The organism is Actinokineospora bangkokensis (genome assembly GCF_001940455.1).
In the GTDB taxonomy this organism is placed as follows: Bacteria; Actinomycetota; Actinomycetes; order Mycobacteriales; family Pseudonocardiaceae; genus Actinokineospora; species Actinokineospora bangkokensis.
Map to the genome: position 1 here is coordinate 640735 of NZ_MKQR01000026.1, position 26262 is coordinate 666996.

A 26262-nucleotide genomic window follows, 5' to 3' on the forward strand; every position below is an offset into this window, starting at 1 on the left:
CCTACCCCGCGGTGGCGCGGCGGGGTGGACCGGGAGGGCTACGAGAGGGGATGCGGGGTCGGATCCGGCACCGGGTGGGCACCGGACCCGCGCTTCATCGCCGGTAGTCGTCGTACTCGTCCTCGGACGAGTCGTCGAACGGGTCACTGTCGTGACCCTCGTCGGACTTGTGGCCCGCCAGCTCGCGCTGCAGGGCGTCGAAGTCCGTGTGGTGTGAGCTGTACTTGAGCTCCCGGGCCACCTTCGTCTGCTTGGCCTTAGCTCGGCCGCGCCCCATGGCTCGACCCCCTCGCACAGGTGACGGGGCGGCCGGGGGAACGGCGGCCCCGTAGATGTCGACAGTTGATTCCTGCTAAGTACCGTACCGCGTCGCAGGGGTTCCGTGCGACGCGGCACGGTGTGCCGGACCCGACACACCGCGCGCGCCCCGGTCCCGGGCGGGGCGGCGGGCCCCGCGCGTGGAACCATGGCCGGGTGTCCAGACCGTTCGTCGCCTACCTCAGGGTGTACGAACCGCTGTCGGCCTTCGCGGAACCCCTGGCCGGGCGGTTGCGCGCCACCGCGGACGCGGGCGGCCTGGACCGCGCCGACGTCGGCAGGCGCGAGCGCGAAGTGTGGCTCAAGTCACACCTGTACGCCCCCGCCGACACCCTCCCCGGGGAGCTGCCCGACGGCAGGCCCTCCACCAGCGCCGTGCGCGACGTGCTGGTCGTCGACCCCGCCGAGGTGCCCGGGGCGCCGGTCGGCCCCGGCCCGCTGGTGTGCCCGCTGGACCTGCGCGCCCGCTCGGCCGCGGCGGTCGTGGGCTTCCTGACCTCCGCCGACCCGATGCTGCGCGCGGCCTCGGCGGTCGGCTCGGTGGAGTCCGCGCGCGCCAAGGCCGCGGCCGTGCTCGCGGACCTGCCGCGCGGGGCGGTGCACGTGGTGTCGACGACCTGGACGGTGCCGCTGCCCTGGTTCGCCCTGGTGGACCCGGCCCGGCGGCACGTGGTGCACGCGCCGCGCACCGACCCGCGGCGCCAGGTGCGCTGGTGGGTGGCGATCACCGACGCCCGGGAGCGCGCCGAGCGGGCCAGGGAGCTGTCCGAGCAGGCCTTCGGCGACACCGGGCCCACCAGGGTCCTGGCCGACACGCTGCGCTGGCTGGAGAACTTCGACGACGGCTCGGCCGTGGAGCTGGACTACGGCGGGCTGGTGCAGCTGCTCACCGACGAGGAGCTGGAGTCGGACTCCTCGGCCCAGGACGTGCACGCCATCCTCGACGCCATCGAGTCCGAGGACGTCGGCGAGATCGGCCCCCGCTTCGAGCGGCTGCGCGAGTTCTGGGGCGACCTCGCAGGCCGCGAACAGCTCAACTGAGCAGCGGTCAGCTCACCCCAGCGGTCAGCTCACCCCGCGGTGCCCCCTAGCCGCGCAGGCCTTGAGCTGCGGCCCGACCAAGGGCCGGGGTCTCGGCGGGGATGGAGTCCGGGTCGATGGAGGCGCCGGTGCTCTCGCCCACCACCAGCGGGGTGCCGGGCTCGACGGACCGCTTCAGCAGGGCGAGGGCGATCGGGCCGAGCTCGTGGTGCTGCACCACCGAACCCACCTTGCCCACCACCCGCTCGCCCGCGCGCACCTCGTCACCGGGCTCGGGGGTGGTGTCCGACCCGTCGAGGTGCAGCAGGAGCAGCCTGCGCGGCGGGCGGCCCACGTTCTCGACCTTCGACACCGTCTCCTGGCCGCGGTAGCAGCCCTTGGCCACGTGCGCGGCGACGTGCACCCAGCCGACCTCGTGCGGGATGGCCCGCTCGTCGGTGTCCAGGCCCAGGCGGGGGCGCCGGGACTCCACGCGCAGCGCCTCGAAGGCCAGCGACCCCATCGGCCGGGCGCCCGCGTCGGTGATCCGCCGCCACCAGTCGAGCAGGGCACCGCGCGGCACCAGCAGGTCCGCGGCGTCGTGGCCGGGCCACGGCATCCGGCGCACGATGACGTCGCTGCCCGCGGCCACCGCGTACGGGCCCGCGGGCACCGGCAGGCCCAGCTCCGCGAGCAGCTCCGGCGTGCGCGGGCCGACCAGCGACAGCACCGCCCGCTCGGCGGTGGCGTCGCGCGGCTCGACCTTCGACCAGAACACCATCTGCTCGAAGTAGGTCAGCAGCGGCACCCGGCCCGGGCGGGCGCCCGCGGTCTCCGCGCCCGCCTCGGTGTCCAGCCACACCACGCCGTCGACGTGGGCCAGCAGCAGGTGCGCGTCCACCCGGCCCTGGCTGTCGAGCACCAGCGCCTCGGTGCCGGAGCCCTCGGCCAGGCCGGTGACGTGCTGGGACACCACCAGGTGCAGCCAGCTCAGCCGGTCGTCGCCGGGGACGGCGATCAGCTCACGGTGCGAGCGGTCGACCACCGCCACAGTGCGGGCGGCGGCGCGCTGCTCGGCGAACGGGTCGCCGAAGTGCCACGGCACGGCCGCGTCGGGTGAGCCCTCCGGGGCGGGGACGGCACCGGGGGTGTCCAGGACGGGCGAGCGGCTCACGGGGTCTCCTCGTCGGCGCCGCGCCGCCGGGCGCCGCGGAGGCAGTCCGCGCACGTCCCCGACAGCGCGAGGTGGCTGGCATCCAGTGCGAACCCGTGCTGCTCGCGCAGTGTTCCGCACAGGTCGGACATCAGCCCCAGGTCGGCCTCGTCGACCCGGCCGCACCGGTGGCAGACCAGGTGGACGTGCTCGTGCTCGTGCACGGAGTACTTCGGCGCGCCGTGGCCCAGGTGGGTGTGCCGGACGACCGACAGGCTCTCCAGCAGCTCCAGCGTGCGGTAGACGGTGGTGATGTTGACCGTCGGCGTGGTGCGCTGCACGTGCGCGCAGACCTGCTCGGGGGTGGCGTGCCCCAGCTCCAGCAGCGCGTCGAGGACGAGCTGGCGCTGCGGGGTCATCCGCATCCCCCGGCCGTGCAGGACCTCGCGCAGCTCGGCGCGGCGACGGGCGATCGGGTGCGCGGTCTCCACCTCCCCCATCCTAAGCCGCCGGGCCGGTCCACGGGGGCCCGGCGGCCGGGGCCCGCGGGGGGCGCGGCCCAGTAGGGTGATCGGCATGCGCGTGCTCGCCCTGCTCGACGGGACCCTGCTGGACCCGGACGCCCCGCACGTGCGGGTGGACGACCTCGGCATCACCCGCGGCGACGGCGTGTTCGAGACGGTGCTCGTCGTCGACGGGGTGCCCCGCGAGCTCGACGCCCACCTGGACCGGTTCGCGCGCTCGGCGGCGATGCTCGACCTGCCCGAGCCCGACCGCGCGGCGTGGGAGCGGGTGGTGCGGGTCGTGGTGGACGAGTGGCCCGCCGCGGGCGAGATGGCGCTCAAGCTCGTCTGCACCCGCGGCCCGGAGTTCGGCGACGGCACGCCCACCGCCTACGCGCTCGGCATGGCGATCAGCGAGGCCCAGCTGCGGGTGCGCGGCACCGGCGTCACCGCCATCACCCTGGAGCGCGGGTTCGACCCGGCCGTGGTGGCCGCGGCGCCGTGGCTGCTGCTGGGCGCCAAGACCCTGTCCTACGCGGTGAACATGGCCGCGTTCCGGCACGCCAGGGCCCGCGGCGCCGACGAGGTCATCTTCACCGCCACCGACGGCACCGTGCTGGAGGGTCCCACCGCGAGCGTGGTGGTGGTCGACGGCACGACGCTGCGCACCACGCCGCCGTCGAGCGGGGTGCTGCCCGGCACCACCCAGGGCGCGCTGTTCCGGGCGGCCGAGCGGGCCGGGTGGGCGACGAAGGTGGAGCCCATTCCCGCCGCCGACCTGCGCACCGCCGACGGGGTGTTCCTCGCCTCCAGCGTCCGCAAGCTCACCAGGGTGCGCGAGCTGGACGGCAGCCCGCTGCCGGACCGCCCGGGGTTGGCGGAGGAGCTGGTGGCGCTCTACGAGTCCGAGTACGCCTGAGGTGGGCGGCGGGCGGGCGGCGGTGTGCCAGGATCGCCCGCATGTCACCGTCGACCCCCCGCCCCGGCGCGCACGGCACGTTGATCACGGTCGCGCCCACCGGGGCAGAGCTGAGCAAGTCCGCCGTCCCGGCGCTGCCGGTCACCCCCGAGGAGCTCGTGCGGACCGCGCGGGACTGCGAGCGGGTCGGCGCCGCCATGATCCACATCCACGTGCGCGACGAGCACGCCCGGCCCACCCTGGACCTGGGGCTGCTCACCGAGGCCGTGGCGGCCGTGCGCGAGCACACCCGGCTGGTGGTGCAGCTGTCCACCGGCGGCGCGGTCACCGACCCCGAGGCCGACCGGCTGCGCGTGCTCGACGCCCTGCCCGACTCCGCCTCCTGCACCATGGGCACGGTCAACTTCGGCGACGACGTCTTCCTCAACCGGTGGGGGTTCGTCGTCGAGCTGCACAAGCGGATGCAGGAGCGCGGCATCGTGCCCGAGTACGAGGTCTTCGACCTCGGCCAGCTCACCGCGCTGCGCAGGCTGCTCGACGAGCACGGCCTGCCCGCGGGCGGGCACGTGCACCTCGACCTGGTGATGGGCGTGCCCGGCGGCATGCCCGGCGACCTGGAGACGCTGGCCGCGGCGCTGCGGCTGGTGCCCGAGGGCGCCACCTTCTCCGCCACCGGCGTCGGCCGCTCGTCGCTGCCGGTGCTGCTCTCGGCGCTGGCCGCGGGCGGGCACGTGCGGGTGGGCATGGAGGACACGACCTCCTACGCCCGGGGCGAGAAGGTCAAGGACAACGCGCAGCTGGTGGCCCGCGCCGCCGGGCTGGCCAGGATCGCCCAGCGCCCCCCGATTGGGCCGGACGAGGCACGGGTACTACTGGGGGTGGCGGTGTGAGCCGCCCACTCGCCATGATGTTGCCGTCGAGGCAGCGGCGGTGCAGCACCGCGGACCGGAGGAAGCCCCCGTGATCGAAGTCCGCCCGGGTGGGCGCAGGCGCATCGACCGGGTGCTGGCGCCGGGGTACGTCGCCGACCTCGACGCGCTGGACCTGGCCGAGGTGCGCGCCCGCCGCGACGACGCCGCGCAGGAGGAGACCGACCTGTCCTACCTGCGCAGGCTGCTGCACGGGCGGATCGACATCGTCCTGGCCGAGCAGAAGCGCAGGCACGACGGCGAGGGCGCCTCGGTGGTGGAGCAGCTGGCCACCATCCTGTCGGACAAGGCGGTCGCGGCCACCGGGTCGGGCCGCCACCAGGTGCTGGAGCCCTCGCGGGCCGAGGCGCACCGCCGCCACGTCGAGGCGCTGGTGTCCGACGCCGACCTCTCCGACGTCTCCGCCCTGCCCGACGACCGGCTGGACCTCGCGCTGCGCACCTACCGCGCGGAGGAGGCGTCGGTGTCGCAGCGCCGCCGCGAGGTGCAGCAGGTGGTGGACCTGCTCAACGAGCAGATCGGCAACCGCTACCGGGCGGGCAGCGCGTCGGTGGACGACCTGCTCGCGGCCGAGCGGCAGAAGCGGGGCCAGGGGTGAGCGAGCCCGTCGACGAGCCCAACCCGGTGCTTGTGGAGGTGGTGCGCTCCGGCTTCACCGAGTCGGTGCACCGCGGTTCGCTGGTCGTGCTCGACCCGGCGGGCCGCACCGCGCTGGCGCTGGGCGACGTCACCTCCCCGGTGTTCCCGCGCTCGAGCAACAAGCCGATGCAGGCGCTGGGCATGCTGCGCGCGGGCCTGGAGCTCGACGACGAGGCCGACCTGGCGCTGGTGTGCGCCTCGCACAGCGGGGAGCCGGTGCACGTCGACCGGGTGCTGGCCCTGCTGGCCCGGCACGGCCTCACCGAGGACGACCTGGGCTGCCCGCAGGACTGGCCGCTGCACGAGGACAGCCGCGGCGAGGCGCAGCGGCGGGTCACCATGAACTGCTCGGGCAAGCACGCGGGCATGCTCGCCACCTGCGTGCAGCAGGGCTGGGACACCGCCTCCTACCTCGACCCCGCGCACCCGCTCCAGGTCGTCATCGCCAAGGTCGTCGAGGAGCTGACCGGGGCGCCCATCGCGGAGGTGGGCGTGGACGGGTGCGGGGCGCCGCTGTTCGCGCTGAGCCTGACCGACCTGGCCGGGGCCATCTCGCGCCTGGTCACCGCCGCGCCCGGCACCGACCTGCGCCGGGTGGCCGACGCCATGCGCGCGCACCCGCACCTGGTCGCGGGCACCGGCCGGGTCGACACCGACCTGATGGCCGCCATCCCGGGCCTGCTGGTCAAGGGCGGCGCGGAGGGCGTGCACATCATGGCCCTGCCCACCGGCACCACGCTCGCGCTCAAGATCGACGACGGCGCCCCGCGCGCCCGCACCCCGCTGCTGGCCGCCATCCTGGCGGCGCTGGGCATCGACCCGCCCCCGCTCAACACCGCCATCCTCGGCGGCGGCGAGCCGGTGGGCGAGGTCCGGCTGCCCGACGACCTGATCCCGTCCGCGCTGCGCGCCTGACCCCCGAGGTGCCCGATCCCCGAGGCGCTTGGCTCCCGAGCGGCGTCAGCCGACCGGGCGCAGGCGGACGCGCGTGCCCGGCCTGGCCTGGGCGAGGGCGGCCAGGGCGTCCCCGGGGACGACCCCGACCACCGGGTAGCCGCCGGTGGTGGGGTGGTCGGCCAGGAACACCACGGGCCTGCCGCTCGCCGGGACCTGGACCGCGCCGGTGACCACCGGCTCGCTCGTCAGCTCCCGGTCCGCGAACGCCGCCGCCCTGGTCAGCCGCGTGCCCACCAGGCGGAGGCCGACGCGGTTGCTCTCCGGCGACACCGTCCACGCCCCCGCCGCGAGCTGCGCGGCGGGGCCGTCGAACCAGTCGTCGCGCGGGCCCAGCAGCACCGGGACGGCCAGCGAGTCCGGGGGGCTGGGCGGCGGCACGGCGTCCGCGCCCCGGGGCGGGCGGGTCGGCGTGCCCAGCGGCAGGACGTCACCGGGGGCGAGGGGGTCGGGGCCGAGGCCGGAGAGGACGTCGGTGGAGCGGGAGCCCAGGTGCGCGGGCACCTCGATGCCCCCGGACGCCGCCAGGTACGTGCGCAGCCCCGCCAGCGGCGAGCCGACCTCCACCTCATCGCCCGCGCGCAGGTGGACGGGGGTGTGCGACCCCGCGGCGCGGCCGTTGACCAGCACCGGGGCGCTCGGGCCGGTGACGACGACCGTGCACGACGACCCGGCGCGCAGCCGCAGCCCGCCGAACACCGACTCGATGCCCGCGGCGGACTCGTCGTTGCCCGCGAGGCGGTTGGCCAGCGCCAGCGACGGCGCGTCCAGCGCGCCCGAGGGCGGCACGCCCAGGTGGGCGTTGCCGGGGCGGCCCAGGTCCTGCACCAGCGACAGCGGGCCGGTGGCCAGCACCGTCAGCGCCCGGGTCACCCGGCCACCTCGAAGCGGACGGCGTCGCCGGGGGCGAGCAGCGCGGCGGGGGTGCGGGTGGGGTCGAACAGGGCGTCGGCGCCGTCGGCGAGCCTGCCAAGCAGCCGCCACCCGCCGGGGGACGGGCGCGGGTAGACGCCGGTGAACTCGCCCGCCACGCCCACCGACCCCTCGGGCACCCGCGTCCTCGGGGTGTCCAGGCGGGGTTGGCGCAGCGGCTCGGGCAGGCCGGTGAGGTAGCCGAAGCCGGGGGCGAAGCCGGTGAAGGCCACCGTGTAGGCGGCGCCGGAGTGCAGGCGCACCACCTCGTCGGTGGAGATCCCCGCCGCGTCGGCCACCAGGTCGAGGTCCGGGCCGTCGTAGACGACCGGCAGCACCACCGACCGGGCGTCGACCGCGGGCGCCGCGGTGAGGTCCACGCCGTCGAGCGCCTCACGGACGCGGGTGGCGGCGGGCGCGCCAGGGGTGAGCACCACCAGGAGGGTTCGGGCGGCGGGAACCAGGTCCACGACGCCCGGCAGGGTCAGCAGGGCGGCCCTTGCCGCGGCGACCTCGGCCTGCGAGCCCAGCTCCACCAGGACGCCGTCCGCGCCGCAGCGCAGCAGCCGCACCCCTCAGCCGACGACGCGGCGCAGGTAGGCCGACGTGTGCGGCTGCATCTCCTGCCCCATCATCGCGCGCTCCTCCACGTAGGCCAGGTCACCGCCGTTGACCAGGCCGTAGAGCCGCTTGGCCGCGTTGACCTCCTTGGCCGTCGCGGTGCGGGTCACGATGTCGGTGTCGATCTCCCAGGAGGTCGCGTTGCGCGGGCCGCCGAGGAAGATCTCGGTGATGCCGGTGGAGTGCGCGAGCAGCACCTCGACGGTGTCGTCGGGCGCCGGGCGCCACCAGCCCACCTCGCGGGCGGCCGGGCGGATCACCGCGCCGTCGTCGTCGAGCAGCCAGGTGCGCGACTCGTAGGCCAGGAACGGCCTGCCGTCGTGGGCGAAGCTCAGCTGCTGGCCGAACTTGAACGGGCCGTCGATCGTGGGGTAGACGACCTCGCCCTCACCGCGCCACACCCCCACCAGCGGCAGCAGCGACAGCAGGTCGTCGTGCAGGTTGGGGCCCTCGCGCAGGTTCGCCGTGTCGACCGCGATCGGCAGGTCGTCGAACTGCGGCAGGTTGCGGTGGCGGGTCTGCTCGGCGCGCTCGAAGGCGGCCGCGACCGCGGCGTCCCCGCTGCCGGGGACCGGGCCCTGGTCCTCGTCGGCCATCCGTCAGCGGTTGTCGGCGTACAGGCGGTACACGACGTAGACCGCGAACCAGACGGTCAGCAGGCCCATCAGGGCGAGCAGTGCGGTGAAGAAGATTTCCACGGGGGGAGTCTATCCCGAGCCCTGGTGGGAGCGCGGGTCGTGGGCGGTGTCGCGCCTCACTGGCGGGCGCGCGAGGGCCCCGGGGTGCACCACCCCGGGGCCCTCGTGCTCGGTCCGCGCCGTCAGCCGACGGAGACGGCCACCTGGTGCAGGCCCGGTCCGGCCGCGCTGACCTTCGCCTCGCCGTTGCCGGAGCGGTGCAGCGCGCGCACCGTCCACTCACCGGGGGCGGCGAAGAAGCGGAAGTCGCCCTCGGCCGAGGACACGACCTCGGCGGTGAACTCGCCGGTGCCGTCCAGCAGGCGGACGAAGGCGCCGCCGACGGGCGCGCCGCCGCTGGTCACCTTGCCGTCGAGGACGACCTCCTTGCCCGGGTCGACCCCGGCGGGGAGGGCGTTGCCCTGCTCGGGCGCGCCGCAGCTGCTCATGGCTTCTCCAAGGGGTTGGTGGCGGGGGTGCGGGGGATCAGGCGCCGGTCTCGACCGGGACGCCCACCAGCGAGCCGTACTCGGTCCACGAGCCGTCGTAGTTCTTCACGTCCGACAGGCCCAGCAGCTCGTGCAGGGCGAACCAGGTGTGCGAGGAGCGCTCGCCGATGCGGCAGTAGGCGATGGTGGACTTCGACTCGTCCAGGCCCGCCTCCTTGTACAGCTCCAGCAGCTCCTCGTTGGACTTGAAGGTGCCGTCCTCGTTGGCCGCCTTGGACCACGGCACGTTCAGCGCGCCCGGGATGTGGCCCTTGACCTGCGCCTGCTCCTGCGGCAGGTGCGCGGGGGCGGCCAGCTTGCCGGAGAACTCGTCGGGGGAGCGCACGTCGACCAGGTTCTTGTTCCCGATCGCGTCCACGACCTCCTGGCGGAAGGCGCGCAGCGAGGCGTCCTGCTCCTTGGCCGTGTAGGAGGTCTCCGGGCGGGAGACGGCCTCGGCGTCGAGCGGGCGGCCGTCGAGCTCCCACTTCTTGCGGCCGCCGTCGAGCAGCTTCACCGCGTCGTGGCCGTAGAGCTTGAAGTACCAGTAGGCGTAGGCGGCGAACCAGTTGTTGTTGCCGCCGTAGAGGATCACGGTGTCGTCGTTGCCGATGCCGCGCGCCGACAGCAGCTTCTCGAAGCCCTGGCGGTCGATGAAGTCGCGGCGGACCGGGTCCTGGAGGTCCTGCTTCCAGTCGACCTTGACCGCACCGGGGATGTGCCCGGTGTCGTAGGCGCTGGCGTCCTCGTCGACCTCGACGAACACCACGCCGGGGGTCTGGAGGTTCTCCTCGGCCCAGGCGGCAGTGACCAGCACGTCTTCGCGGCTCATCGGGCGGTTCCCACTTCCTTGTTGGTGATGGACAGGCGGTTGAGCAGCAGGTACGCCTCGCAGCCGAGGCAGAACCCGAACGCGGCGTTGAGGAAGGCCGCGGCCAGCGCCAGCGCGGTGGCGACCACGCCGAGGGCGGGGACGGCGAAGGCGTAGCCGAGGGTGCCGACGACGGCGAAGCCGAAGCCGACGCCCTGGGCGAAGCGCAGCGGGGCGGTGTCCTCGCGCTCGTCGGTGGGCTTCAGGCGCGGGGCGATGAGCACCCGGTAGAGCACCGAGTACGGCGAGAAGCGCAGCCCGGCGAAGGCGCCGAGGGCGAACACGACGGCCTGGGCGGCCAACAGGGGCCACCAGCCGGTCGCGAGCACGGCGACGAGGACGGCGGTGGTGACCCAGGCGGCGAACCGGGGTCCGCGCGGGTCCACCTGGGGGCGAGCGGGGGGTGCGGGCATGCGGCGTGGCCTCCCTGACCTGGGCACGGGTGGGGTCCGGTGCTCGGGCGGCAGCTCGGGGCCGGTGGGCGCGCGCCCACGGCCGTCCGCCCGATCAGGTCACCGACACAGGCTGCTGTCCACGCGGCAGAAGTCCACCGCGCGGCGCCGTGTGAGGGTGCTGGTCACGGGGGCGAGCTTACGCGCCGACCCCCCGTGGTGAGAGCACCCGTCCACATGCTGGGAGGGGTGGAGCGGTCGGGTCCGCCGGGGAAACCGCTGGTGGCGGGTGTCAGGCGGGCAGGTGGGGGGCGAGGGCGGCGAGCAGCTCCGCCCGCTTGGGGACGCCGCTGACCCGCAGGAGTTCCACACCGCGGGAATCGACGGCGAGCGTCGTGGGGGTGCGCAGCACCGACAACCGCTCGGCCAGCCGCGGCTGCGAGGTCAGGTCGAGGTCGGTGTGCGCGAGCCCGCCGGTGCGCCCGGCGAGGTCGGCGAGCAGCACCCGCGCCTGGCGGCAGGGCGCGCAGAAGGTGGTGGACAGCTGCACGAGCGTCACCGCGGCGTCGGGGTCGAGCAGCGCGCGCACCTCCTCGGGCACGGCCTGGTCCACGGCCTTCTCCTTCACCCTGCCGTCGCGGGCGCGCAGCGCGAACCCGATGGCGGTGGCGAGCAGCAGCGTGCCCACCGCGACGAGCAGTCCGACCACGTCCGACCTCCCTGCACCCGGGCGGCGGACCCGGGGATCAGCCCTGGCCCAGCACCACGTTGCTGGCCTTGCCCTTCACCGTCAGCACCCCCGACTGCACGGTAACCGCGGTCGGGGTCACGTCGAAGGGGAGTTCACCAGTCGGGAGGCTGCGCGAGAACACCTCCAGGATGACGCCCTCGATGGCCGAGGGCAGCCGGGTGGTGCCCGCCGCGCTGCGCAGCTCCAGCCGCTTGGCGTCGATGGCGATGGACCCCTGCTCCAGGGAGATGACCGAGAACACGCACAGCTCGGTGCTCTGGCCCGCGATCTCGACGGTGCCGCAGAGCCGCACGCCCGCGGTGGCGCCCTCGGTGTCGGCGGTCTCCACGCTGTCGAGGTCGGTCTCCGAGCCGTCGGCGGGCGCGGTGGCCACCAGGGACTTGGCCGCGGGCTCGATGGTCAGGTTGGTGATCGAGGCGATGGCGCTGTTGGACTGGTTGGCCTGCAGGGCGCGGTTGACGTCGGCGGCCTTGATCCGCACCTGGCCCTCGACCTCGCGCACCGGGATCTGCTTGAGCGAGCCGGAGACGACCTCCGACAGCGGGGCGGTGATGCCGCGCAGGTCGGCGTGCACGTCGACGTCGCGCAGCACGTCCTGCACCGGGACGCCCTTGGCGTCGACGGTCACCGAGTCGTACTCGCCCGCGGCGACCTGGGCCAGGAAGGAGAAGCCGCCGACCTTGACCGAGGGGTCGTCGGCCAGGCCGAACTGCTGCTTGGCCCGCTGCGAGACCTCGTGCTCGAACACCGCGGCGGCGCCGAAGTCGGCGGCCACCAGCAGCGCGAGCAGCACGACCAGGCTGATCACCAGCCTGCGCACCACCTTGGAGCGGCCCCGCCGGGGGCCGGCCTGCGCCCTGCCGGTGTTCGTCGTGCTCGTCATCCCCGCCACCCTCGTCGTCGACGCGGGCTCCCGGGCGACCCGCTGCTACCACTGCACGTACCTCTTGCACGTACCCCTGTAGGACCCGCGAGCACCCGGTCGGGTTGTGCGAGTCCCGCCCCCATGATCCCCGTCCCCCACCGCCGTCACGCGGCGGGGCGGGGCGCGGGCGCCTCCCGCCACCCCTGACCGGGCTGGTGACACACCGCGTGACCTGCTCACCCGTACGTGGACGACCACTCCGGGTGACGCCTGCCGGCGGAGGACCGCGCATTGCACCGAGCGGAGCACTGGCCGCTCGTTCAGGGGTGGCGCGCGGGGGTCGCCGGACACGCGTAACACACGATTCACAAAGTGATCAAATAGGCGACCCGGAATCGTTCCCGGCGTCGATAAAGCCAGGTCAACCGGTCGATTAACGCGGCCGTAACACGATGCCCCTGACCTGCCGAATCGGCCTGTCCGGGGCGTGCACCCGTGTGACGCGGGTGTCACGACCACGACATCTGAGCAGGTCGGCGGCTATTCTCACCGGAGCCCGAAAACGACCTCCCGCTCCTCGACGCCGACGGGCGCGGAACCACCGCAAGAGAGGCGGACTCGCACATGAGCCTCGACCTGCTGCTGCTGACCGCGGACCCGGAGCCGGGTTCGGTCCTCCCGTCGCTGATGCTGCTGCCGCACACCGTGCGCACCCAGGCCCCCGAGGTCACCGCCCTGCTGGAGGCGGGCTCGCGCGACGCGGTCGTGGTCGACGCCCGCACCGACCTCGCCGCCGCCAAGAGCCTGTGCCGCCTGCTCACCAGCGGCGGCGACAGCTGCCCGGTGCTGGCGGTGGTCAACGAGGGCGGCCTGGTCGCGATCAACAGCGACTGGCGCATCGACGAGATCCTGCTGCCCACCGCGGGCCCGGCCGAGGTCGACGCCCGGCTGCGGCTGCTGACCTCGCGCGGCCCGGCCGGTGCCGCCGCCGATGGCGCGCTGCGCCTGGGCGAGCTGGTCATCGACGAGGCCACCTACATGGCCCGGCTGCGCGGGCGCCCGCTCGACCTCACGTACAAGGAGTTCGAGCTGCTGAAGTACCTGGCCCAGCACGCGGGCCGGGTGTTCACCCGGGCGCAGCTGCTGCAGGAGGTCTGGGGCTACGACTTCTTCGGCGGCACCCGCACGGTGGACGTGCACGTGCGGCGGCTGCGCGCCAAGCTCGGCCCCGAGCACGAGCAGATGATCGGCACCGTGCGCAACGTCGGCTACAAGTTCGTCCAGCCGCCCAAGTCCGGCGCCGCGCGCCGCGAGGTCGAGCAGCTGGACCCGACCGCCGACCTGCCGGGCTTCCAGGTCGACGCCCGCTGACCGGACGCGGCGAGGGCCCGCACCCGACCGGGGTGCGGGCCCTCGCGCTGTCCCGGGTCAGGTCCCGGGTCAGAAGGCGCGCTCGTACTGCGGCGGCACCGGCGCCGGGTCGCCCAGCGCGGCGGCGGCGCGCAGCGGCCAGTACGGGTCGCGCAGCAGCTCCCTGGCGAGCAGCACCAGGTCGGCGCTGCCGTCGGTGAGGACCGCCTCGGCCTGGTGCGGGTCGGTGATCATGCCGACCGCGCCGGTGGGGACGTCGGCCTTGGCGCGGATCGCCGCGGCGAACGGCACCTGGTAGCCGGGGCCCACCTCGATCTTCGCGTTCGGGGTGTTGCCGCCGCTGGAGGCGTCCACGAGGTCGGCGCCCGCGTCCCGCAGCACCCTGGCGACCTCCACGCTGTCGTCCACGGTGAGCCCGCCCTCGGTCCAGTCGGACGCGGAGACGCGGACGAGCACCGGCACCTCCTCGCCCACGGCCTCCCGCACCGCCCGGACGACCTCGACGGCGAACCGGGCGCGCCCCTCGAACGACCCGCCGTAGCCGTCGGTGCGGGTGTTGGACAGCGGGGACAGGAACTCGTGCAGCAGGTAGCCGTGGGCGGCGTGCACCTCGACCACCTCGAAGCCCGCGGCCAGCGCCAACCGCGCGCCCTCGGCGAACTTGGCCACCAGGTCCGCGATCTCGGCCTCGGTGAGCGCGGTGGGGGTGCGGTAGGAGTCGACGAAGGCGTCCTCGGTCGGGCCGACGGGGGTCCACCCGCCGTCCGCGTCCGCCACACCGCCGCGGCCCTCGCCCCACGGGCGGTAGGTGGAGGCCTTGCGGCCCGCGTGCGCCAGCTGGATGCCGGGCACCGACCCCCGCGCCTTGATGAACCGGGTGATCGGCTGCCACGCCTCGACGTGGGCCTGCGACCAGATGCCCACGTCCTGCGGGGAGATCCGGCCCTCGGGGACGACCGCGCTGGCCTCCGCGATCACCAACCCGGCGCCGCCGACCGCCCGCGACCCGAGGTGCACGAGGTGCCAGTCGTCGGGCAGGCCGTCCACCGCCGAGTACTGGCACATGGGGCTGACCACGACGCGGTTCGGCAAGGTGACCGACCGGATCCGGTAGGGGCTGAACAGCTGGCTCACGCGCGCTCCTCCTGAACAGGTTGTGTCCGTTCCACCCTGCTGGAGCGACACCGGGCGCCGTTCTGTTCCCGGGTGTGGTCGAACACCCACCGCGCGTGCGCGGCTTCAGTCCGGGAAGGGGCCCCGCCGGTTGGCCTTGGTGGACGCGCGGCGCTTCTTGGCCGAGATGCGGCGCTCCTGCGACCCGCGCGTCGGCTTGGTCGCCCGCCGCGCCTTGGGCGGCGGGGCGGCGGCGTCGCGCAGCAGCCTGGCCAGCCGGTCGCGGGCGGCGGCGCGGTTGGCCAGCTGCGCCCGGTGCTCGCTGGCGGCCACCACGAGCACGCCGTCGACCAGCCGCGTCCGCAGCCTGGCCAGCACCCGGTCGCGCAGGTGCTCGGGGATCGACGGCGACGCGGCCACGTCGAACGACAGCTCGACGCGGCTGTCGGCGGTGTTGACGCCCTGCCCGCCGGGCCCCGACGAGCGGGAGAAGCGCTCGTGCAGCTCGCCCGCCGGGATCACCAGCGCGCGCGTCACGACGAGGTCCTCGGCCACACCCCGAGTATGACCCGCGCACCGACCACCGACCGAACGGATTACGGCGCGAGCCCCGGCAGGGTGGCCAGCTGCCGCAGCGTGGCGTCGGGCAGGACCTGCCCCCGGGTCGACCCGCGCTCGGGGTCGGACTCGGAGACGAGGGTGCTCGACCCGTCCGCCCGGACGAACGCGAACCCCACGTCCCGCCCGACCTGGCGCCTGACGAGCGCGCCGCCCGGCAGCGGCTCGACGCGGCACCCCAGGTCACCGGTCCCCACCGGGCACGGCGGCCGGTCCGCCGCGGCCGGGTCCGGCCCCGTCACGCGCACGGTCAGCACCCGGTCGCCGGTGGGGGTGCGCAGCGTGGTGTAGAGCGTGGCGTAGTCGCTGAACCGGTACCACGGGCCGAACCCGCCGACCTTGCCGGTGACGTCGGCGGGCCAGGTGACCGGCGCGGCCGCGAGCGCGTCCGACATCCGGTCCAGCACGGCCCGGTCGCGGACCAGGCCCAGCACCGGCGGGTCGACCGCCGTGGACGGCCCCGCCGCGACCGGCGCCCGGTGCGGCGCGGCGACCCGGTCCGCCACCGCGATCCCGCCCGCCAGCGCGGCCACGAACGCCACCGCCGCCACCCCCTGCACCAGCGCCCGCCGCCGCGCCCGCCCGCGCCCGGCCGCGAACACCGCGTCGCGGTCCAGCGCGAGCGGCGGCTCCCCGACCACCGCGGCCCGCAGCGCCGCCCGCACCTCGGCCTCCGGCCCCGCCGTGCTCCCCGGCTCCGTCATCGCAGGCCCTCCACGGCCACCCGTCCCTCGGCCAGCAGCGCCCGCAGCGCCGCCAGCCCCTTCGCGGCCTGGCTCTTGACCGTGCCCTCGCTGCGCCCCAGGGCGTCGGCCACCTCGGCGACCGACAGGTCCTCCCAGTACCGCAGCACCACCACGGCCCGCTGCCCCGGTGGCAGCCGCGCCAGCGCCCGCCGCACATCCACCGCGTCGTCCACCGCAGCGGCGGGCACCCCGGTCTCGGGCACCCGGTCCACCGGGCTCTCCCGCCGCCGGTGCGCCCGCCGCGACTCGTCGATGGCCGCCCGCACCATGACCCGCCGGGCGTAGGCGTCCACCGACCCCGTCCGCGACAGCCGCGGCCACACGGCGTACATCTTCGCGAGGGTCGTCTGCACCAGGTCCTGCGCCCGGTGCCAGTCACCCCCGCAGAGCAGGAACGCGGTCCTGCGCATCACGGCGGCCCGGCTGTCCAGGTACTCCCCGAACTCGGCATCCCGATCCGCCAAGGCGCGTTCCTCTCCCTCGTGCTCCGCCGGTAGAACGGCGTGGACGAGCACGGGGTTGCCCCAACGGCCGAACTTCTCCCGGCCGGACCGCGGCGCGCGGCCAGCCAGCGCTGTGCCGGGGGTCAGAAGCGGGGGTGGTCGCCCACCAGCTCGGCCCGGGGCGCGGAGGCGTCCGCGGCGGGGCGGACCTCGCCCAGCAGCCAGCAGGGGACGTGCCGGGCCGTCAGCACGGCCAGGGCGCGGTCGGCCTCCTCCGGTGCCACGACGGCCACCATGCCGACGCCCATGTTGAAGGTGCGCTCCATCTCCTCGCGCTCCACCCGGCCGCGCTGGGCGATCATGGAGAAGACGGGCTGGGGGGTCCAGCTGCCGCGGTCGATGGTGGCGTGCAGGCCCTCGGGGATCACGCGGGCGAGGTTGGCGGCCAGGCCGCCGCCGGTGATGTGGGCGAAGGTGCGGACCTCGGCCTCGGCGACGAGGGCGAGGCAGTCCTTGGCGTAGATGCGGGTGGGTTCGAGCAGCTCCTCGCCCAGGGTGCGGCCGAACTCCTCGACGTGGCCCTCCAGCGGGATGCGGCCGATGCGGAGCAGGACGTGGCGGGCCAGGGAGTAGCCGTTGGAGTGCAGGCCGGAGGAGCCCATGCCGATGAGCACGTCCCCGGGGCGGACCAGTTCCGGGCCCAGCACCGAGTCGGCCTCGACGACGCCGACGCCGGTGGCGGACAGGTCGTAGGCGCCGTCCTCCATCAGCCCGGGGTGCTCGGCGGTCTCGCCGCCGAGCAGCGCGCAGCCCGCCTGCACGCAGCCCTCGGAGATGCCCTTGACCAGCGCGGCGACCCGGTCCGGGTCGACCTTGCCCACGGCGATGTAGTCCTGCAGGAACAGCGGCTCGGCGCCGCAGACCACCAGGTCGTCGACGACCATGGCGACCAGGTCGACGCCCACGGTGTCGTGCACGTCGAGCGCCTGCGCCACGGCGATCTTGGTGCCCACGCCGTCGGTGGAGGAGGCCAGGACCGGCTCGCGCCAGCGGTCGAGCTTGAGCCGGAACAGCCCGGCAAAGCCGCCGATGCCGCCCAGCACCTCCGGGCGGGTGGCCTTGGCCGCCCACGGCTTGAGCTTCTCGACCGCCTCGTCCCCGGCGTCGATGCTCACCCCCGCGGCCGCGTAGGTGGCGGACAGGGTGGGCTCGGGCGAGTTCTCAGTCATGGTCCGAATCGGTTGCTCGTGGGCGGTCGGGTGGGCTGGCCCCGCCTGGGCCACCCGGCGCAGGCGGGGTGGTCCGGTCAGGGGCGGCGCAGTGCGTCCTCGGCACCGTACCCCGCCGCGGGGACGGGTGCGGCGGAGCCGGTGACGCCCTTCTCCAGGTCCTCAAGCAGGTGCTTGCCGATGAGGGCGTCGTCGGGCAGCGGGATGGGGTACTCGCCGTCGAAGCAGGCCGAGCACAGCCGGGAGCGGGGCTGCTCGCTGGCGGCGACCAGGGCCTCCAGCGACACGTAGCCCAGCGAGTCGGCGCCGATCGAGCGGCGGATGCCGTCGGCGTCGAGGCCGTTGGCGATCAGCTCGGCGCGGGAGGCGAAGTCGATGCCGTAGAAGCACGGCCAGCGCACCGGCGGCGAGGCGATCCGCACGTGCACCTCGATGGCCCCGGCCTCGCGCAGCATCCGCACCAGCGCCCGCTGGGTGTTGCCGCGCACGATCGAGTCGTCCACCACCACCAGGCGCTTGCCGCGGATCACGTCGCGCAGCGGGTTGAGCTTGAGCCGGATGCCGAGCTGGCGGATCGTCTGCGACGGCTGGATGAAGGTGCGGCCCACGTAGGCGTTCTTGACCAGCGCGGTGCCGTAGGGGATGCCGCTGCCCTGGGCGTAGCCGATGGCCGCGGGGGTGCCGGATTCGGGCACCGGGATCACCAGGTCGGCCTCCACCGGGTGCTCACCGGCGAGCTTGCGGCCGATCTCGACCCGGGTGGCGTGCACCGAGCGGCCCGCGATCGCGGTGTCCGGGCGGGCCAGGTAGACGTACTCGAACACGCAGCCCTTGGGCTCGGGGTTGGCGAAGCGGGTCGAGCGCAGGCCCTCGGCGTCGATGGCGATCAGCTCGCCGGGCTCGACCTCGCGCACGAACGACGCGCCGACGATGTCCAGCGCGGCGGTCTCGCTGGCCACCACCCAGCCGCGCTCCAGGCGGCCGAGCACCAGCGGGCGCACCCCGTGCGGGTCGCGGGCGGCGTAGAGGGTGTTCTCGTCGGAGAACACCAGGCAGTAGGCGCCGCGCACGGTGGGCAGCAGCTCCATCGCCGCCTGCTCGATGCCCCGGTCGGCGGCGCCCGCCGCGAGCAGGCCGGTGAGCAGGTCGGAGTCGGTGGTCGCGCCGCGCATCGCGGTGATGCCCTGCGCGGCGGCGCGGTCGCGCAGCTCGGCGGTGTTGACCAGGTTGCCGTTGTGGCCCAGCGAGATGCCCGAGCCGGTGGCGGTGGTGCGGAAGGTCGGCTGGGCGTTCTCCCAGGTCGTCGACCCGGTGGTGGAGTAGCGGCAGTGGCCGACGGCGACGTGCCCGCGCAGGCTGGAGAGCACCTGCTCGTCGAACACCTGCGACACCAGCCCCAGGTCCTTGAAGACCACGATCTGCCTGCCGTCGGACACCGAGATGCCCGCGGCCTCCTGCCCGCGGTGCTGCAGGGCGTAGAGGCCGTAGTAGGTGAGCTTGGCGACCTCCTCGCCGCGGGCCCAGACGCCGAACACGCCGCACTCCTCGCGGGGTTCGGTCTCGGGCTGGTCGTCGGGGATGGGCGCGGGCTGGGGGTGGACCACCGGAAGCTCTCCCTTGGACGGAACCGTGGCAGCCCCAAGTGTAGGTGCTGCCCAGGGCCGACCGGACCACGTGCGGGTGGCCCCCGTCACCCCGGTTACCGTTGTCCGGGTGTCCGGACGCCGCGTGCTCGTCGTCGTGCTGCTGGTGCTCGCCGCCCTGGTGGCGGTCGGTTCCCTGGTCCCGCTCCCCACGCCGGTCGAGGTGCGCGACTGGGCGTCGTCGTTCGGCTGGGCCACCCCGGCGCTGTTCCTGGTGCTCTACGCGGTGCTGACGGTGCCGCCGGTCCCGCGCACCGTGTTCAACCTCTCAGTCGGCCTGGTGCTGGGCAACGCGCTGGGCATCGCGGTGGCGATGGTGGCCACGACCCTGGCGGCGTGGATCGCGTTCGCGCTGAGCCGGGGGCTGCTGCGCCGGTGGATCGAGCCGCACCTGGAGCGCGCGGTGCTGCGCACCGTCAACGCCCGGTTGTCGGGGTCCGGGTTCGCGGGGGTGCTGTCGCTGCGGCTGATCCCGATAGTGCCGTTCGCGGCGATGAACTACTGCTGCGGCGTGTCGTCGATGCGGCTGCTGCCGTACCTGGCCGGGACGTTCCTGGGCTCGGTGCCGGGCACGGTGGCCGCGGTGCTGCTCGGCGACGCGCTCACCGGTCGCACGTCGCCGCTGCTGCTGGGCGTGTACGCGGTGCTGGCGGTGCTGGGCGCGGGCCTGATGTGGTGGACGCTCAAGCGCACCCGCCCGGAGGTGCTGGAACCGGTGAGCGCGCCGTAGGTCAGGGGCTCAGAGGCGCAGCAGCGGCAGGTGCTCGCCCAGGTGGGCCCGGGAGCCCGAGGCGGACACCCGGCCCGCGGCGACGGCGTCGTCCCAGGTGGTGCGGCCGGTGGCCAGGTCGAGCCAGGTGCGCGGGTCCATCTCCACGACGTTGGGCGGGGTGCCGCGGGTGTGCCGCGGGCCCGCGACGCACTGCACCGCGGCGAACGGCGGGACGCGCACCTCGACGGTGTGCCCGGGGACGTCCTGCTCCAGCGTGCGCAGGCTGGCGCGCACCGCGGCGGCCAGCGCGGGCCGGGGCGGCTGCTCGGCGCCGCCCGCCAGCCACGGCACCACGGCGGCGACGGCCGCGCGCAGCTCCTCGGCCGTCACCGGCTTGCGGGAGGGCACCTCAGTCCTCGACCGCCCGGCGGACCTCGGCGGCCATCTCCTCGACGTGGTGGGTGAGCCTGCGCGCGTCGGCGGGCGAGATCGTCGTCCACAGCGTGCCGTCCGGGGCGGCCCTGCGGACCTGCACGTAGCGGCCCGCCTCGGTGTCGAAGAACGACACCACCCGCTCGGCGCGCACCCGGCGGCCCAGCCGGTCGCGGGCGGCGGCGCCGAAGTTCCCGGTGCCCTTGACGTCGTCGACCATGGTGGCGAGCGCCTCGACGTCGTCCTGGCGCAGGCCGCGGCCGCCGAGCGCGGCCTGGAACGCCTTGCGGGTGCCCTCGCTGGCCTTGGCCGCGGCCTCGAAGTCCTCGGTGCGCAGCGTGACCGACTGGCCGGGGCCCGGCGGGTGCGGGGGCAGCACGCCGACCGCCGCCGCGGGCAGGTTCGCCGCGGACGTGCGGCGCAGCGTGATCGAGCCCTCGCTCAGCACGGCCAGCGCCGCGTCGTCCCCGGCGGCGCAGGCCAGCAGCCGCACGCCGCGCCCGACCCAGGTGCGCCCGTCGACCTCGCGGTCCGGGCGCGCCAGCAGGGCGAACAGGTGCTCCACCTCGGGGTGCACGTCGACGCCCCGGCCGAGGCCGCGCTGGTCCAGCGCGGCCCAGGCGCCCTGCTCGATGGCCTTGCGCTCCTCGTGGGTGCGCCCCGGCGAGGGCACCTTGACCACAAGCGGCATGGTGCCGGGCTTGAGGTGGTCCCAGAGCACGTCGAACTCCACCGCGCTCAGCGAGATCGGCGGGCGGTCGTCGAGGAGGTGGTCCACAACCCCGAATGCTGTCACCGGTGACCGAGCGCTGTCACTTGTCGGAGCCGAGCACACCCGGTGCGATGTGACGCTCGTCACCGAAGATGTCCTCGTACTCCACCAGGTAGCTGGTGTGCTCGAAGTCCTCTTCCTCGTCGGCCGCCGCGCCGCGACCACCCACGGCGCCCGCGCCCAGGCCTGCCTTGCCGCCCGCGGCCCCCGCCGCGGTGCCGCCGCGGCCGCCGAGCACGGTCTCGCCGGGCAGCGCGCCCGCACCGGCCATGCCACCGCGCGGCACGCCCCCGGTGCCGCCGCGGCCCTCGGCCGGGGTGAGGCCGGTGGCGCCGCCACCGGTGCGCCGGGCCAGGGCCTCGTCGGCGCCGCCGACACCGGTGCCGGGCAGGCCGCGCGGCCCGCTCGCCGCACCGGGGCCGCCCGTGCCGATCGGCAGGCCGCCGCGGAAGGTGCCCGACTCGCCGGGCAGGGCCGCGGTGCCGCCCGCGGTCGGCGTGGTGCCGGTGAAGCCGGTGATCGGCTTCGCCCCGCCGGTGGCGGGGGAGTAGCCGGACGGCGTGGTCGAGCCGCTGATCGGCACGAAGGTCGACGGGGCGCCCGCGGGCGCGTGCGGGGTGGTGTGCACCGCCGGGGCGCTGCCGCTGGGGGTGACCGCGTGCCCGGGGGTGGTGCCCGCGAGCGCCGTCGGCGTGTACGACGCGGTGTGCGTGCTGCCCGCGCCGGGGTTGGCGCCGCTGGCCGCGCTGACCGCGTAGCCCACCTGGTAGCCGGTGCCGCCGTCCGGCGGCGGCGTGGAGATGACCACGTCCGGCGGCGGGACGAAGGTGCCCAGCGTCGCGGTGTTGAACTCGGTGCTGGACTGGTAGGTGTTCATGGTGTCGACGGCCTTCTGCGAGGCCGCGTCCTGCGCCGCCTCCTGGGCCTCGTGGTCCTCGGCCTGCGCGACGACCGCCATGGCCGGGCCGGGGTTGCCCAGCAGCGCCCCGCCCGCGGCCAGGGCCATGTCCCAGCCGGAGGGGGCCGGGGTGGTCACCGGCACCGGCTCGGGCATCTCGGCGCGGGCGCGGCCCACGACGTCGGCCTGGTACTCGGTGGAGGCGCGCATGCCGGTGGCGCCGGTCTGCGCGTCGGCGGCCCACGCCTGCAGCGGGGTCATGCCGGACCGCGCCTGGTCGGCGGCGTCACCCTCCCAGGTGGCCGACAGCGCGGCGAGCTTGGCGCCGAGGTCGCCGTCGATCTCGGCCAGCTCGGTGGCCAGCGCGTCCCAGTACTCGGTCTGCGGCGTCGAGGCGGCGGGCCCGGGCCCACCGTTGATCATCTTGTACAGCGCGGGGTGGTCGTAGCCCTCCCACCGGTGCATGCCCACGTCAGCCCACCCCCTGGTCGCGCGTGCCCCACATGGCGCTGTTGGTGCCCTCGGTGAGCTCGTAGCCCGCCTTGGCCGACTCCAGCGCCGCGATCGCCCGCTCCAACTGCTCCCGGTACCCGCGCAGGCAGGCGATGGCCGAGTCGGCCCCGCCGCCGTTGGTGCGCTCGGTGAACTCGGTGACGGCCTCCCCGCTGACCGGGTCGTCGGCCCACCGGCGCACCTCCAGCCCGTCGAGGGCCCGCACCTTGGCGTCCACCCGGTCGAAGGCCTCCCGGAAGGCGACCAGCGCCCCCGGGATCGCCGACGGCTCGATGCGCAGGGTCCGCGTCCCGCCGAAGTCGGGCGCCGCCGGGGCGGAACCGCCGCCCCCATCCCGCAGGTACACCTGGAACCCCCTCCTGATGCGATCGCCACGACTGTAGCTCCGACGCGCCCCGCTGGGGAACGGTTCCCCCACAGCGGTCCGGTCCGGTGACAAGTTCCTGGTCCCGGTCACCCGAGGGTTCCTTACCCCGTTCCGACTGTCGTCACCCGTTGGGGTGGTACTACACGCCCCGTGCGCACAAGTCACGCCCGGTGTCCGAAGCTGTGGGCGTGAAGCAGCCGGAGATCACCCTCGACATGCGGGTGAGCGCGCGCTCGAACCCCAACAGCTGGCTCTACGTCATCGACCCGGAGTTCGGCCCCGACGCCGACGTGCCCCCCTGGGGCGTCGTCGGCGCCTACCCCGTCGACGCCCGCGGGGAGGTGGTCGAGCGCTTCCGCTTCAACGGCGACTACCGCCCCTCCCCAGCCGCCCTGCGCCTCCCGGTCACCTCCAACCCCCTGGAGCGCCTCCTCCAGCTCATCCACACCCGCCACCGCGACCAACGGGACCTGCTCCCCGCCCTGCTCGCCTCCCCCCTCCTCGTCTACAGCGCGGGCACCCGGGCACCCGGCGGCATCACCGGCTTCCGCGACCAGCACGGCAGGCTCGTCGTCCCCGCCTGCACCTCCGCCACCCACGTCCCCCCGGCCTGGCCCCACTGGCGCGAGATCCCCGGCGCCGACCTGGCCCGCCAACTCCGCGGCTGCCCGCTCGTGCTCAACCCCCAGGGCCCCCTCACCGCGGTCATCCCCGCAGCCCACCTGCTAGCGCTCCTCCAACCCCCCGCCACGCACACCACCGCGCCCAGCCCCACCCGGCTCCGCAACCCCATGCCCCGTGGCGGGGCCCATCCCTAAAAGCCGTCGTCTGGCCAACGCACCCCCCACCCCGCAAACCATGGTGCCCAGCCCCACCAACCCCCCGGCACCCCCAACACCGCTCAGCTGAGCCAATGGTCATGGGCTGTGCTCACACCTGGGCCTGACCCAGTCCTGGCCGCTCGTAGCTCGGTGGAGGCGGTGTCAAGGGTGGGCGAAGCCCATCGCGAAGCGACGCCCGCAGGGCGCCCTTGACTCCGCCTTCACCGAGTTACACACTCGCGGCCCCCGAGGACAGGCCCCCACGCAAGCGGCCCCCACTAAGCCAAAAGACCCAGCTCAGCGCCGCTGTCGAACAGCAGCCGTGAACAGCTGCTCGTCCAGCAACCGCTCCACGTCCTCCGGCGGCCCGGCCTTCGCGAACAGCCACCCCTGCGCGCTGTCGCAGCCGATCTCGCGCAACCGGTCCGCCTGGCTGGAGTCCTCCACCCCCTCGGCGATGACCTCGTGCCCGAGCGCGTGCGACAACGCCACCAGCGTGCTGACGATCGTCTCGTCGCTGTGGGCGTCGGGGTGCAGGCTGCCGACGCCCTCCATGAACGAGCCCGCGAGCTTGATCGCGTGCACCGGCAGGTGGCGCAGGTAGGCGAGGTTGGAGTACCCGGTGCCGAAGTCGTCGATGGCGATGCGGATGCCCAGGTCGGCCAGCTCGCGCAGGGTGCGCAGCGGGCCGCCGGTGGTGCCCATGATGGCGCTCTCGGTCAGCTCAAGCTGGATGCTCGACGGCGGCAGGCCCGCGGCGCCGATGATGGTGGAGACGTCGGCGACCAGGTCCGGTTCCTCGGTCTGCCGGGCGGCCAGGTTGACGCTGATCATCGGGGCCCGGTCGCCGTAGCGGTCGTGCCAGCGGCGGGACTGGTCGACGGCCTGGCGCAGCACCCAGCGGCCCAGCGGGACGATCAGGCCGGTCTCCTCGGCCAGGCCGATGAACCGGTCCGGGCCGAGCCTGCCGAACTCCGGGTGCGCCCAGCGCACCAGCGCCTCCACCCCGGTCAGCACGCCGTCGCTGAGCCGGACGATGGGCTGGTAGTCGACGTAGAACTCCTCGCTCTCCACCGCGGCGGGCATGCGCGCCGACAGGGTGAAGCGGGCGACCTCGCGGGCGTTGCGGTCCGGGTCGTAGGCCACCCAGCGGGCCTTGCCCTCGGCCTTGGCCCAGTACAGGGTCACGTCGGCGTCGCGCATCGCCTCGGCCGGGGTGGACTCGCGCACCGCCCGCTCGACCAGGCCGATGGAGGCCGACACGGCCAGCCGGTGCCCGCCGATGCGCACCGGCTCGCCCAGCGCGCGCAGGATGTGGTCGGCCAGCGCGCGCATGCCCTCGGCGTCGCTGCCCTCGACCAGCACCACGAACTCGTCGCCGCCCATCCTGGCCACCAGCCGGTGCGGGCCGCTGACCTCGCGGTCGAGCCGGGCGGCGACGGCGACCAGCAGTTCGTCGCCGATGTCGTGGCCCAGGCTGTCGTTGATCACCTTGAAGCCGTCGAGGTCGAGGTAGCACAGGCCGACCCGGTGCTCGCCGCCGGTGGCGAAGGCGGCCACCAGCCGGTCGTGGAACAGCGCGCGGTTGGCCAGGCCGGTGAGCGGGTCGTGGTTGGCCTGGTGGCGCAGCCGCTGCTGGAGCTGGTGGCGCTCGGTGACGTCCTCGACCATGCCGACCAGGAACAGCGGGCCGCCGACCTCGTCGCGCACCAGCGACACCGACAGGTCGATGCGCAGCGGGGAGCCGTCGGAGCGGCGCATCAGCCGCTCGGCGCGGTAGTTCTCGCGGGTGCCCGCGCGCATCTGCTCCAGCGGCGCGAACATCTCCGGCGGCTCGTCGGGGTGGCGCAGCTCGCTCACCGGGATGCCGCGCAGCTGCGAGACCCGGTAGCCGAGCATGTCGGCCAGGGCGGCGTTGACCTCGACGACGGTGCCCGCCGCGTCGCTGATGCAGATGCCCACCGCGGTCTGGGTGAACATCGCGCGGAAGCGGGCCTCGCTGGCCAGCAGCTTGGCCTCGGCGCCGCGGCGGGCGTCGAGCGCGGCGCGGCGGATGACCTCCTGGTCGCGGAAGATCTTCTCCTGGGCGGCGTCGGTGAACCCGGCGGCGAGCGCGCCCTGGACGGCGGGCAGCCTGCCGCGGGCGGCCTCGTCGGCGTCCGGGCCGAGCAGCCGCTCGCCGACCAGGCGCACGGTGGCCGCCAGCGACCGGGCGGCGGCCAGCCGCAGCCCGACCAGCGCGGCGCCGACGCGCTCCACCGGTTCCGGGTCGAAGCGCTCGGCGCGCACCGCGGCCAGCAGGTCGGCCGCGGGCGCGCGCAACCGCTCGGCCAGGGTCGCCTGGTCCACCCCGGCGTACCCCGTGCAGGCGAGCGCCGCCGCCCACAGCTCGGCGAAGCCGGGTGCGCCCTCCGGCGCCGTGCCCACTGCGCTGCTGCCCACCACCACGCTCCCTCCCCGCGGTACGCCGTGCAGTGTTGCCTGTCCAACGCCGCGTAGCCACCCCGGATGCGGGTTCGCGGGGTCGATTCGCCGCTGTTGACCGTGCGCGTCCGGGCCGCTACGCCGGGCA

The 26262-nt window shown here is 75.0% G+C and carries 30 protein-coding genes; 8 read left to right on the plus strand and 22 right to left on the minus strand.

Annotated elements, in window-relative coordinates; all coding sequences use genetic code 11:
* Positions 1-94 precede the first annotated feature (94 nt).
* Positions 95-277: a DUF3073 domain-containing protein gene (locus BJP25_RS25685; RefSeq protein ID WP_075977521.1), complete on the minus strand. Its 183-nt coding sequence runs from the start codon at positions 275-277 to the stop codon at positions 95-97.
* 197 nt (positions 278-474) lie between these two features.
* Here BJP25_RS25685 and BJP25_RS25690 point away from each other — a divergent pair, with 197 nt between their 5' ends.
* Positions 475-1359 carry a hypothetical protein gene (locus BJP25_RS25690; RefSeq protein ID WP_075977522.1) on the plus strand — a complete coding sequence of 295 codons (885 nt, stop codon included), beginning with the start codon at positions 475-477 and terminating at the stop codon, positions 1357-1359.
* A 46-nt stretch (positions 1360-1405) separates the two neighbouring features.
* On the opposite strand, the gene ygfZ is transcribed toward BJP25_RS25690, so the two are convergent.
* Both ygfZ and BJP25_RS25700 read right to left on the minus strand, forming a co-directional pair.
* Positions 1406-2512 (minus strand): CAF17-like 4Fe-4S cluster assembly/insertion protein YgfZ, encoded by a 1107-nt coding sequence (gene ygfZ / locus BJP25_RS25695; RefSeq protein ID WP_075977523.1) that lies wholly within the window; start codon positions 2510-2512, stop codon positions 1406-1408.
* A complete protein-coding gene (locus tag BJP25_RS25700; RefSeq protein ID WP_233158286.1) occupies positions 2509-2916 on the minus strand; it encodes a Fur family transcriptional regulator in 408 nt (135 codons plus the stop codon). The genes ygfZ and BJP25_RS25700 overlap by 4 nt, the downstream gene beginning before the upstream one ends.
* Before the next feature lie 151 nt (positions 2917-3067).
* On the opposite strand from BJP25_RS25700, the gene BJP25_RS25705 reads away from it, so the two are divergent.
* The 4 genes from BJP25_RS25705 (at position 3068) to BJP25_RS25720 (ending at position 6396) form a co-directional block, all read left to right on the plus strand.
* The gene (locus BJP25_RS25705; protein WP_075977525.1) at positions 3068-3913 is read left to right on the plus strand and encodes an aminodeoxychorismate lyase; all 846 of its coding nucleotides are present in this window, start codon (positions 3068-3070) and stop codon (positions 3911-3913) included.
* Between the two features lie 41 nt (positions 3914-3954).
* Positions 3955-4803, plus strand: a complete 849-nt coding sequence (locus BJP25_RS25710) for a BKACE family enzyme (protein ID WP_075977526.1) — start codon at positions 3955-3957, stop codon at positions 4801-4803.
* A gap of 70 nt (positions 4804-4873) precedes the next feature.
* Entirely contained in the window at positions 4874-5440 is a 567-nt protein-coding gene (locus BJP25_RS25715; protein ID WP_075977527.1) for an RsiG family protein, read from the plus strand.
* Positions 5437-6396 (plus strand): asparaginase, encoded by a 960-nt coding sequence (locus tag BJP25_RS25720; protein WP_075977528.1) that lies wholly within the window; start codon positions 5437-5439, stop codon positions 6394-6396. Before BJP25_RS25715 ends, BJP25_RS25720 begins: the two co-directional genes overlap by 4 nt.
* A 45-nt stretch (positions 6397-6441) precedes the next feature.
* Here the strand turns inward: BJP25_RS25720 and BJP25_RS25725 are convergent, their stop codons facing one another.
* The 8 genes from BJP25_RS25725 to BJP25_RS25760 all read right to left on the minus strand — a co-directional run bounded on the left by BJP25_RS25725 (position 6442) and on the right by BJP25_RS25760 (position 12030).
* Complete coding sequence (locus tag BJP25_RS25725) at positions 6442-7308, minus strand: 5-oxoprolinase subunit C family protein (RefSeq protein ID WP_143219298.1); 867 nt, start codon at positions 7306-7308, stop codon at positions 6442-6444.
* Complete coding sequence (locus tag BJP25_RS25730; RefSeq protein WP_075977529.1) at positions 7305-7919, minus strand: 5-oxoprolinase subunit B family protein; 615 nt, start codon at positions 7917-7919, stop codon at positions 7305-7307. Before BJP25_RS25730 ends, BJP25_RS25725 begins: the two co-directional genes overlap by 4 nt.
* A 3-nt stretch (positions 7920-7922) precedes the next feature.
* Complete coding sequence (locus BJP25_RS25735) at positions 7923-8564, minus strand: FABP family protein (RefSeq protein ID WP_075977530.1); 642 nt, start codon at positions 8562-8564, stop codon at positions 7923-7925.
* Positions 8565-8788: 224 nt separating this feature from the next.
* Positions 8789-9094: a DUF1416 domain-containing protein gene (locus tag BJP25_RS25740; RefSeq protein ID WP_075977531.1), complete on the minus strand. Its 306-nt coding sequence runs from the start codon at positions 9092-9094 to the stop codon at positions 8789-8791.
* A gap of 37 nt (positions 9095-9131) precedes the next feature.
* The gene (locus tag BJP25_RS25745; RefSeq protein ID WP_075977532.1) at positions 9132-9965 is read right to left on the minus strand and encodes a sulfurtransferase; all 834 of its coding nucleotides are present in this window, start codon (positions 9963-9965) and stop codon (positions 9132-9134) included.
* On the minus strand, positions 9962-10417 hold the full coding sequence (locus tag BJP25_RS25750; RefSeq protein WP_075977533.1) for a DUF4395 domain-containing protein: 456 nt from the start codon (positions 10415-10417) through the stop codon (positions 9962-9964). Before BJP25_RS25750 ends, BJP25_RS25745 begins: the two co-directional genes overlap by 4 nt.
* A gap of 271 nt (positions 10418-10688) precedes the next feature.
* Positions 10689-11105, minus strand: a complete 417-nt coding sequence (locus tag BJP25_RS25755; RefSeq protein WP_075977534.1) for a TlpA family protein disulfide reductase — start codon at positions 11103-11105, stop codon at positions 10689-10691.
* Positions 11106-11142: 37 nt separating this feature from the next.
* On the minus strand, positions 11143-12030 hold the full coding sequence (locus BJP25_RS25760; RefSeq protein ID WP_084794514.1) for an LmeA family phospholipid-binding protein: 888 nt from the start codon (positions 12028-12030) through the stop codon (positions 11143-11145).
* 606 nt (positions 12031-12636) lie between these two features.
* On the opposite strand from BJP25_RS25760, the gene BJP25_RS25765 reads away from it, so the two are divergent.
* Positions 12637-13383 (plus strand): winged helix-turn-helix transcriptional regulator, encoded by a 747-nt coding sequence (locus BJP25_RS25765; protein ID WP_075977535.1) that lies wholly within the window; start codon positions 12637-12639, stop codon positions 13381-13383.
* A 69-nt stretch (positions 13384-13452) separates the two neighbouring features.
* Here the strand turns inward: BJP25_RS25765 and BJP25_RS25770 are convergent, their stop codons facing one another.
* The 6 genes from BJP25_RS25770 to purF form a co-directional block, all read right to left on the minus strand.
* Positions 13453-14517 (minus strand): NADH:flavin oxidoreductase/NADH oxidase, encoded by a 1065-nt coding sequence (locus BJP25_RS25770; protein WP_075977536.1) that lies wholly within the window; start codon positions 14515-14517, stop codon positions 13453-13455.
* 105 nt (positions 14518-14622) lie between these two features.
* A complete protein-coding gene (arfB, locus tag BJP25_RS25775; RefSeq protein ID WP_075977537.1) occupies positions 14623-15051 on the minus strand; it encodes an alternative ribosome rescue aminoacyl-tRNA hydrolase ArfB in 429 nt (142 codons plus the stop codon).
* A gap of 41 nt (positions 15052-15092) precedes the next feature.
* Complete coding sequence (locus BJP25_RS25780) at positions 15093-15818, minus strand: hypothetical protein (protein ID WP_075977538.1); 726 nt, start codon at positions 15816-15818, stop codon at positions 15093-15095.
* Positions 15815-16324 (minus strand): SigE family RNA polymerase sigma factor, encoded by a 510-nt coding sequence (locus BJP25_RS25785; RefSeq protein WP_075977539.1) that lies wholly within the window; start codon positions 16322-16324, stop codon positions 15815-15817. Before BJP25_RS25785 ends, BJP25_RS25780 begins: the two co-directional genes overlap by 4 nt.
* A 122-nt stretch (positions 16325-16446) precedes the next feature.
* Positions 16447-17532: a phosphoribosylformylglycinamidine cyclo-ligase gene (gene purM, locus BJP25_RS25790; protein WP_075977540.1), complete on the minus strand. Its 1086-nt coding sequence runs from the start codon at positions 17530-17532 to the stop codon at positions 16447-16449.
* A gap of 77 nt (positions 17533-17609) precedes the next feature.
* The gene (gene purF, locus BJP25_RS25795) at positions 17610-19136 is read right to left on the minus strand and encodes an amidophosphoribosyltransferase (protein WP_198943595.1); all 1527 of its coding nucleotides are present in this window, start codon (positions 19134-19136) and stop codon (positions 17610-17612) included.
* A 109-nt stretch (positions 19137-19245) separates the two neighbouring features.
* On the opposite strand from purF, the gene BJP25_RS25800 reads away from it, so the two are divergent.
* Positions 19246-19905, plus strand: a complete 660-nt coding sequence (locus BJP25_RS25800) for a TVP38/TMEM64 family protein (protein ID WP_075977541.1) — start codon at positions 19246-19248, stop codon at positions 19903-19905.
* A 9-nt stretch (positions 19906-19914) separates the two neighbouring features.
* On the opposite strand, the gene BJP25_RS25805 is transcribed toward BJP25_RS25800, so the two are convergent.
* Genes BJP25_RS25805 through BJP25_RS25820 form a run of 4 tightly spaced genes read right to left on the minus strand, consistent with a single transcriptional unit; the run spans position 19915 to position 22848 of the window.
* On the minus strand, positions 19915-20295 hold the full coding sequence (locus BJP25_RS25805) for a sterol carrier family protein (protein ID WP_075977542.1): 381 nt from the start codon (positions 20293-20295) through the stop codon (positions 19915-19917).
* A 1-nt stretch (position 20296) separates the two neighbouring features.
* The gene (locus BJP25_RS25810; protein ID WP_075977543.1) at positions 20297-21097 is read right to left on the minus strand and encodes an ESX secretion-associated protein EspG; all 801 of its coding nucleotides are present in this window, start codon (positions 21095-21097) and stop codon (positions 20297-20299) included.
* Positions 21098-21131: 34 nt separating this feature from the next.
* The gene (locus BJP25_RS25815) at positions 21132-22454 is read right to left on the minus strand and encodes a PPE domain-containing protein (RefSeq protein ID WP_233158287.1); all 1323 of its coding nucleotides are present in this window, start codon (positions 22452-22454) and stop codon (positions 21132-21134) included.
* A 7-nt stretch (positions 22455-22461) separates the two neighbouring features.
* Positions 22462-22848, minus strand: coding sequence for a hypothetical protein (locus tag BJP25_RS25820; RefSeq protein WP_075977545.1), 387 nt, complete (start codon positions 22846-22848; stop codon positions 22462-22464).
* Between the two features lie 209 nt (positions 22849-23057).
* Between BJP25_RS25820 and BJP25_RS25825 the strand changes: the two genes are divergently transcribed.
* Entirely contained in the window at positions 23058-23687 is a 630-nt protein-coding gene (locus tag BJP25_RS25825; protein WP_233158252.1) for a type VII secretion system-associated protein, read from the plus strand.
* A 300-nt stretch (positions 23688-23987) separates the two neighbouring features.
* Here the strand turns inward: BJP25_RS25825 and BJP25_RS25830 are convergent, their stop codons facing one another.
* Positions 23988-26132 carry a putative bifunctional diguanylate cyclase/phosphodiesterase gene (locus tag BJP25_RS25830; RefSeq protein WP_233158253.1) on the minus strand — a complete coding sequence of 715 codons (2145 nt, stop codon included), beginning with the start codon at positions 26130-26132 and terminating at the stop codon, positions 23988-23990.
* Positions 26133-26262 lie beyond the last annotated feature (130 nt).

Coding starts and splice junctions, on each gene's coding strand:
- BJP25_RS25760 (WP_084794514.1), bottom strand. CDS start 12,030: ATGACGAGCACGACGAACACCGGCAGGGCGCAGGCCGGCCCCCGGCGG.
- BJP25_RS25815 (WP_233158287.1), bottom strand. CDS start 22,454: ATGCACCGGTGGGAGGGCTACGACCACCCCGCGCTGTACAAGATGATC.
- BJP25_RS25745 (WP_075977532.1), bottom strand. CDS start 9,965: ATGAGCCGCGAAGACGTGCTGGTCACTGCCGCCTGGGCCGAGGAGAAC.
- BJP25_RS25740 (WP_075977531.1), bottom strand. CDS start 9,094: ATGAGCAGCTGCGGCGCGCCCGAGCAGGGCAACGCCCTCCCCGCCGGG.
- BJP25_RS25735 (WP_075977530.1), bottom strand. CDS start 8,564: ATGGCCGACGAGGACCAGGGCCCGGTCCCCGGCAGCGGGGACGCCGCG.
- BJP25_RS25700 (WP_233158286.1), bottom strand. CDS start 2,916: ATGCGGATGACCCCGCAGCGCCAGCTCGTCCTCGACGCGCTGCTGGAG.
- BJP25_RS25765 (WP_075977535.1), top strand. CDS start 12,637: ATGAGCCTCGACCTGCTGCTGCTGACCGCGGACCCGGAGCCGGGTTCG.
- BJP25_RS25710 (WP_075977526.1), top strand. CDS start 3,955: ATGTCACCGTCGACCCCCCGCCCCGGCGCGCACGGCACGTTGATCACG.
- BJP25_RS25685 (WP_075977521.1), bottom strand. CDS start 277: ATGGGGCGCGGCCGAGCTAAGGCCAAGCAGACGAAGGTGGCCCGGGAG.
- BJP25_RS25780 (WP_075977538.1), bottom strand. CDS start 15,818: ATGACGGAGCCGGGGAGCACGGCGGGGCCGGAGGCCGAGGTGCGGGCG.
- BJP25_RS25750 (WP_075977533.1), bottom strand. CDS start 10,417: ATGCCCGCACCCCCCGCTCGCCCCCAGGTGGACCCGCGCGGACCCCGG.
- purM (WP_075977540.1), bottom strand. CDS start 17,532: ATGACTGAGAACTCGCCCGAGCCCACCCTGTCCGCCACCTACGCGGCC.
- BJP25_RS25705 (WP_075977525.1), top strand. CDS start 3,068: ATGCGCGTGCTCGCCCTGCTCGACGGGACCCTGCTGGACCCGGACGCC.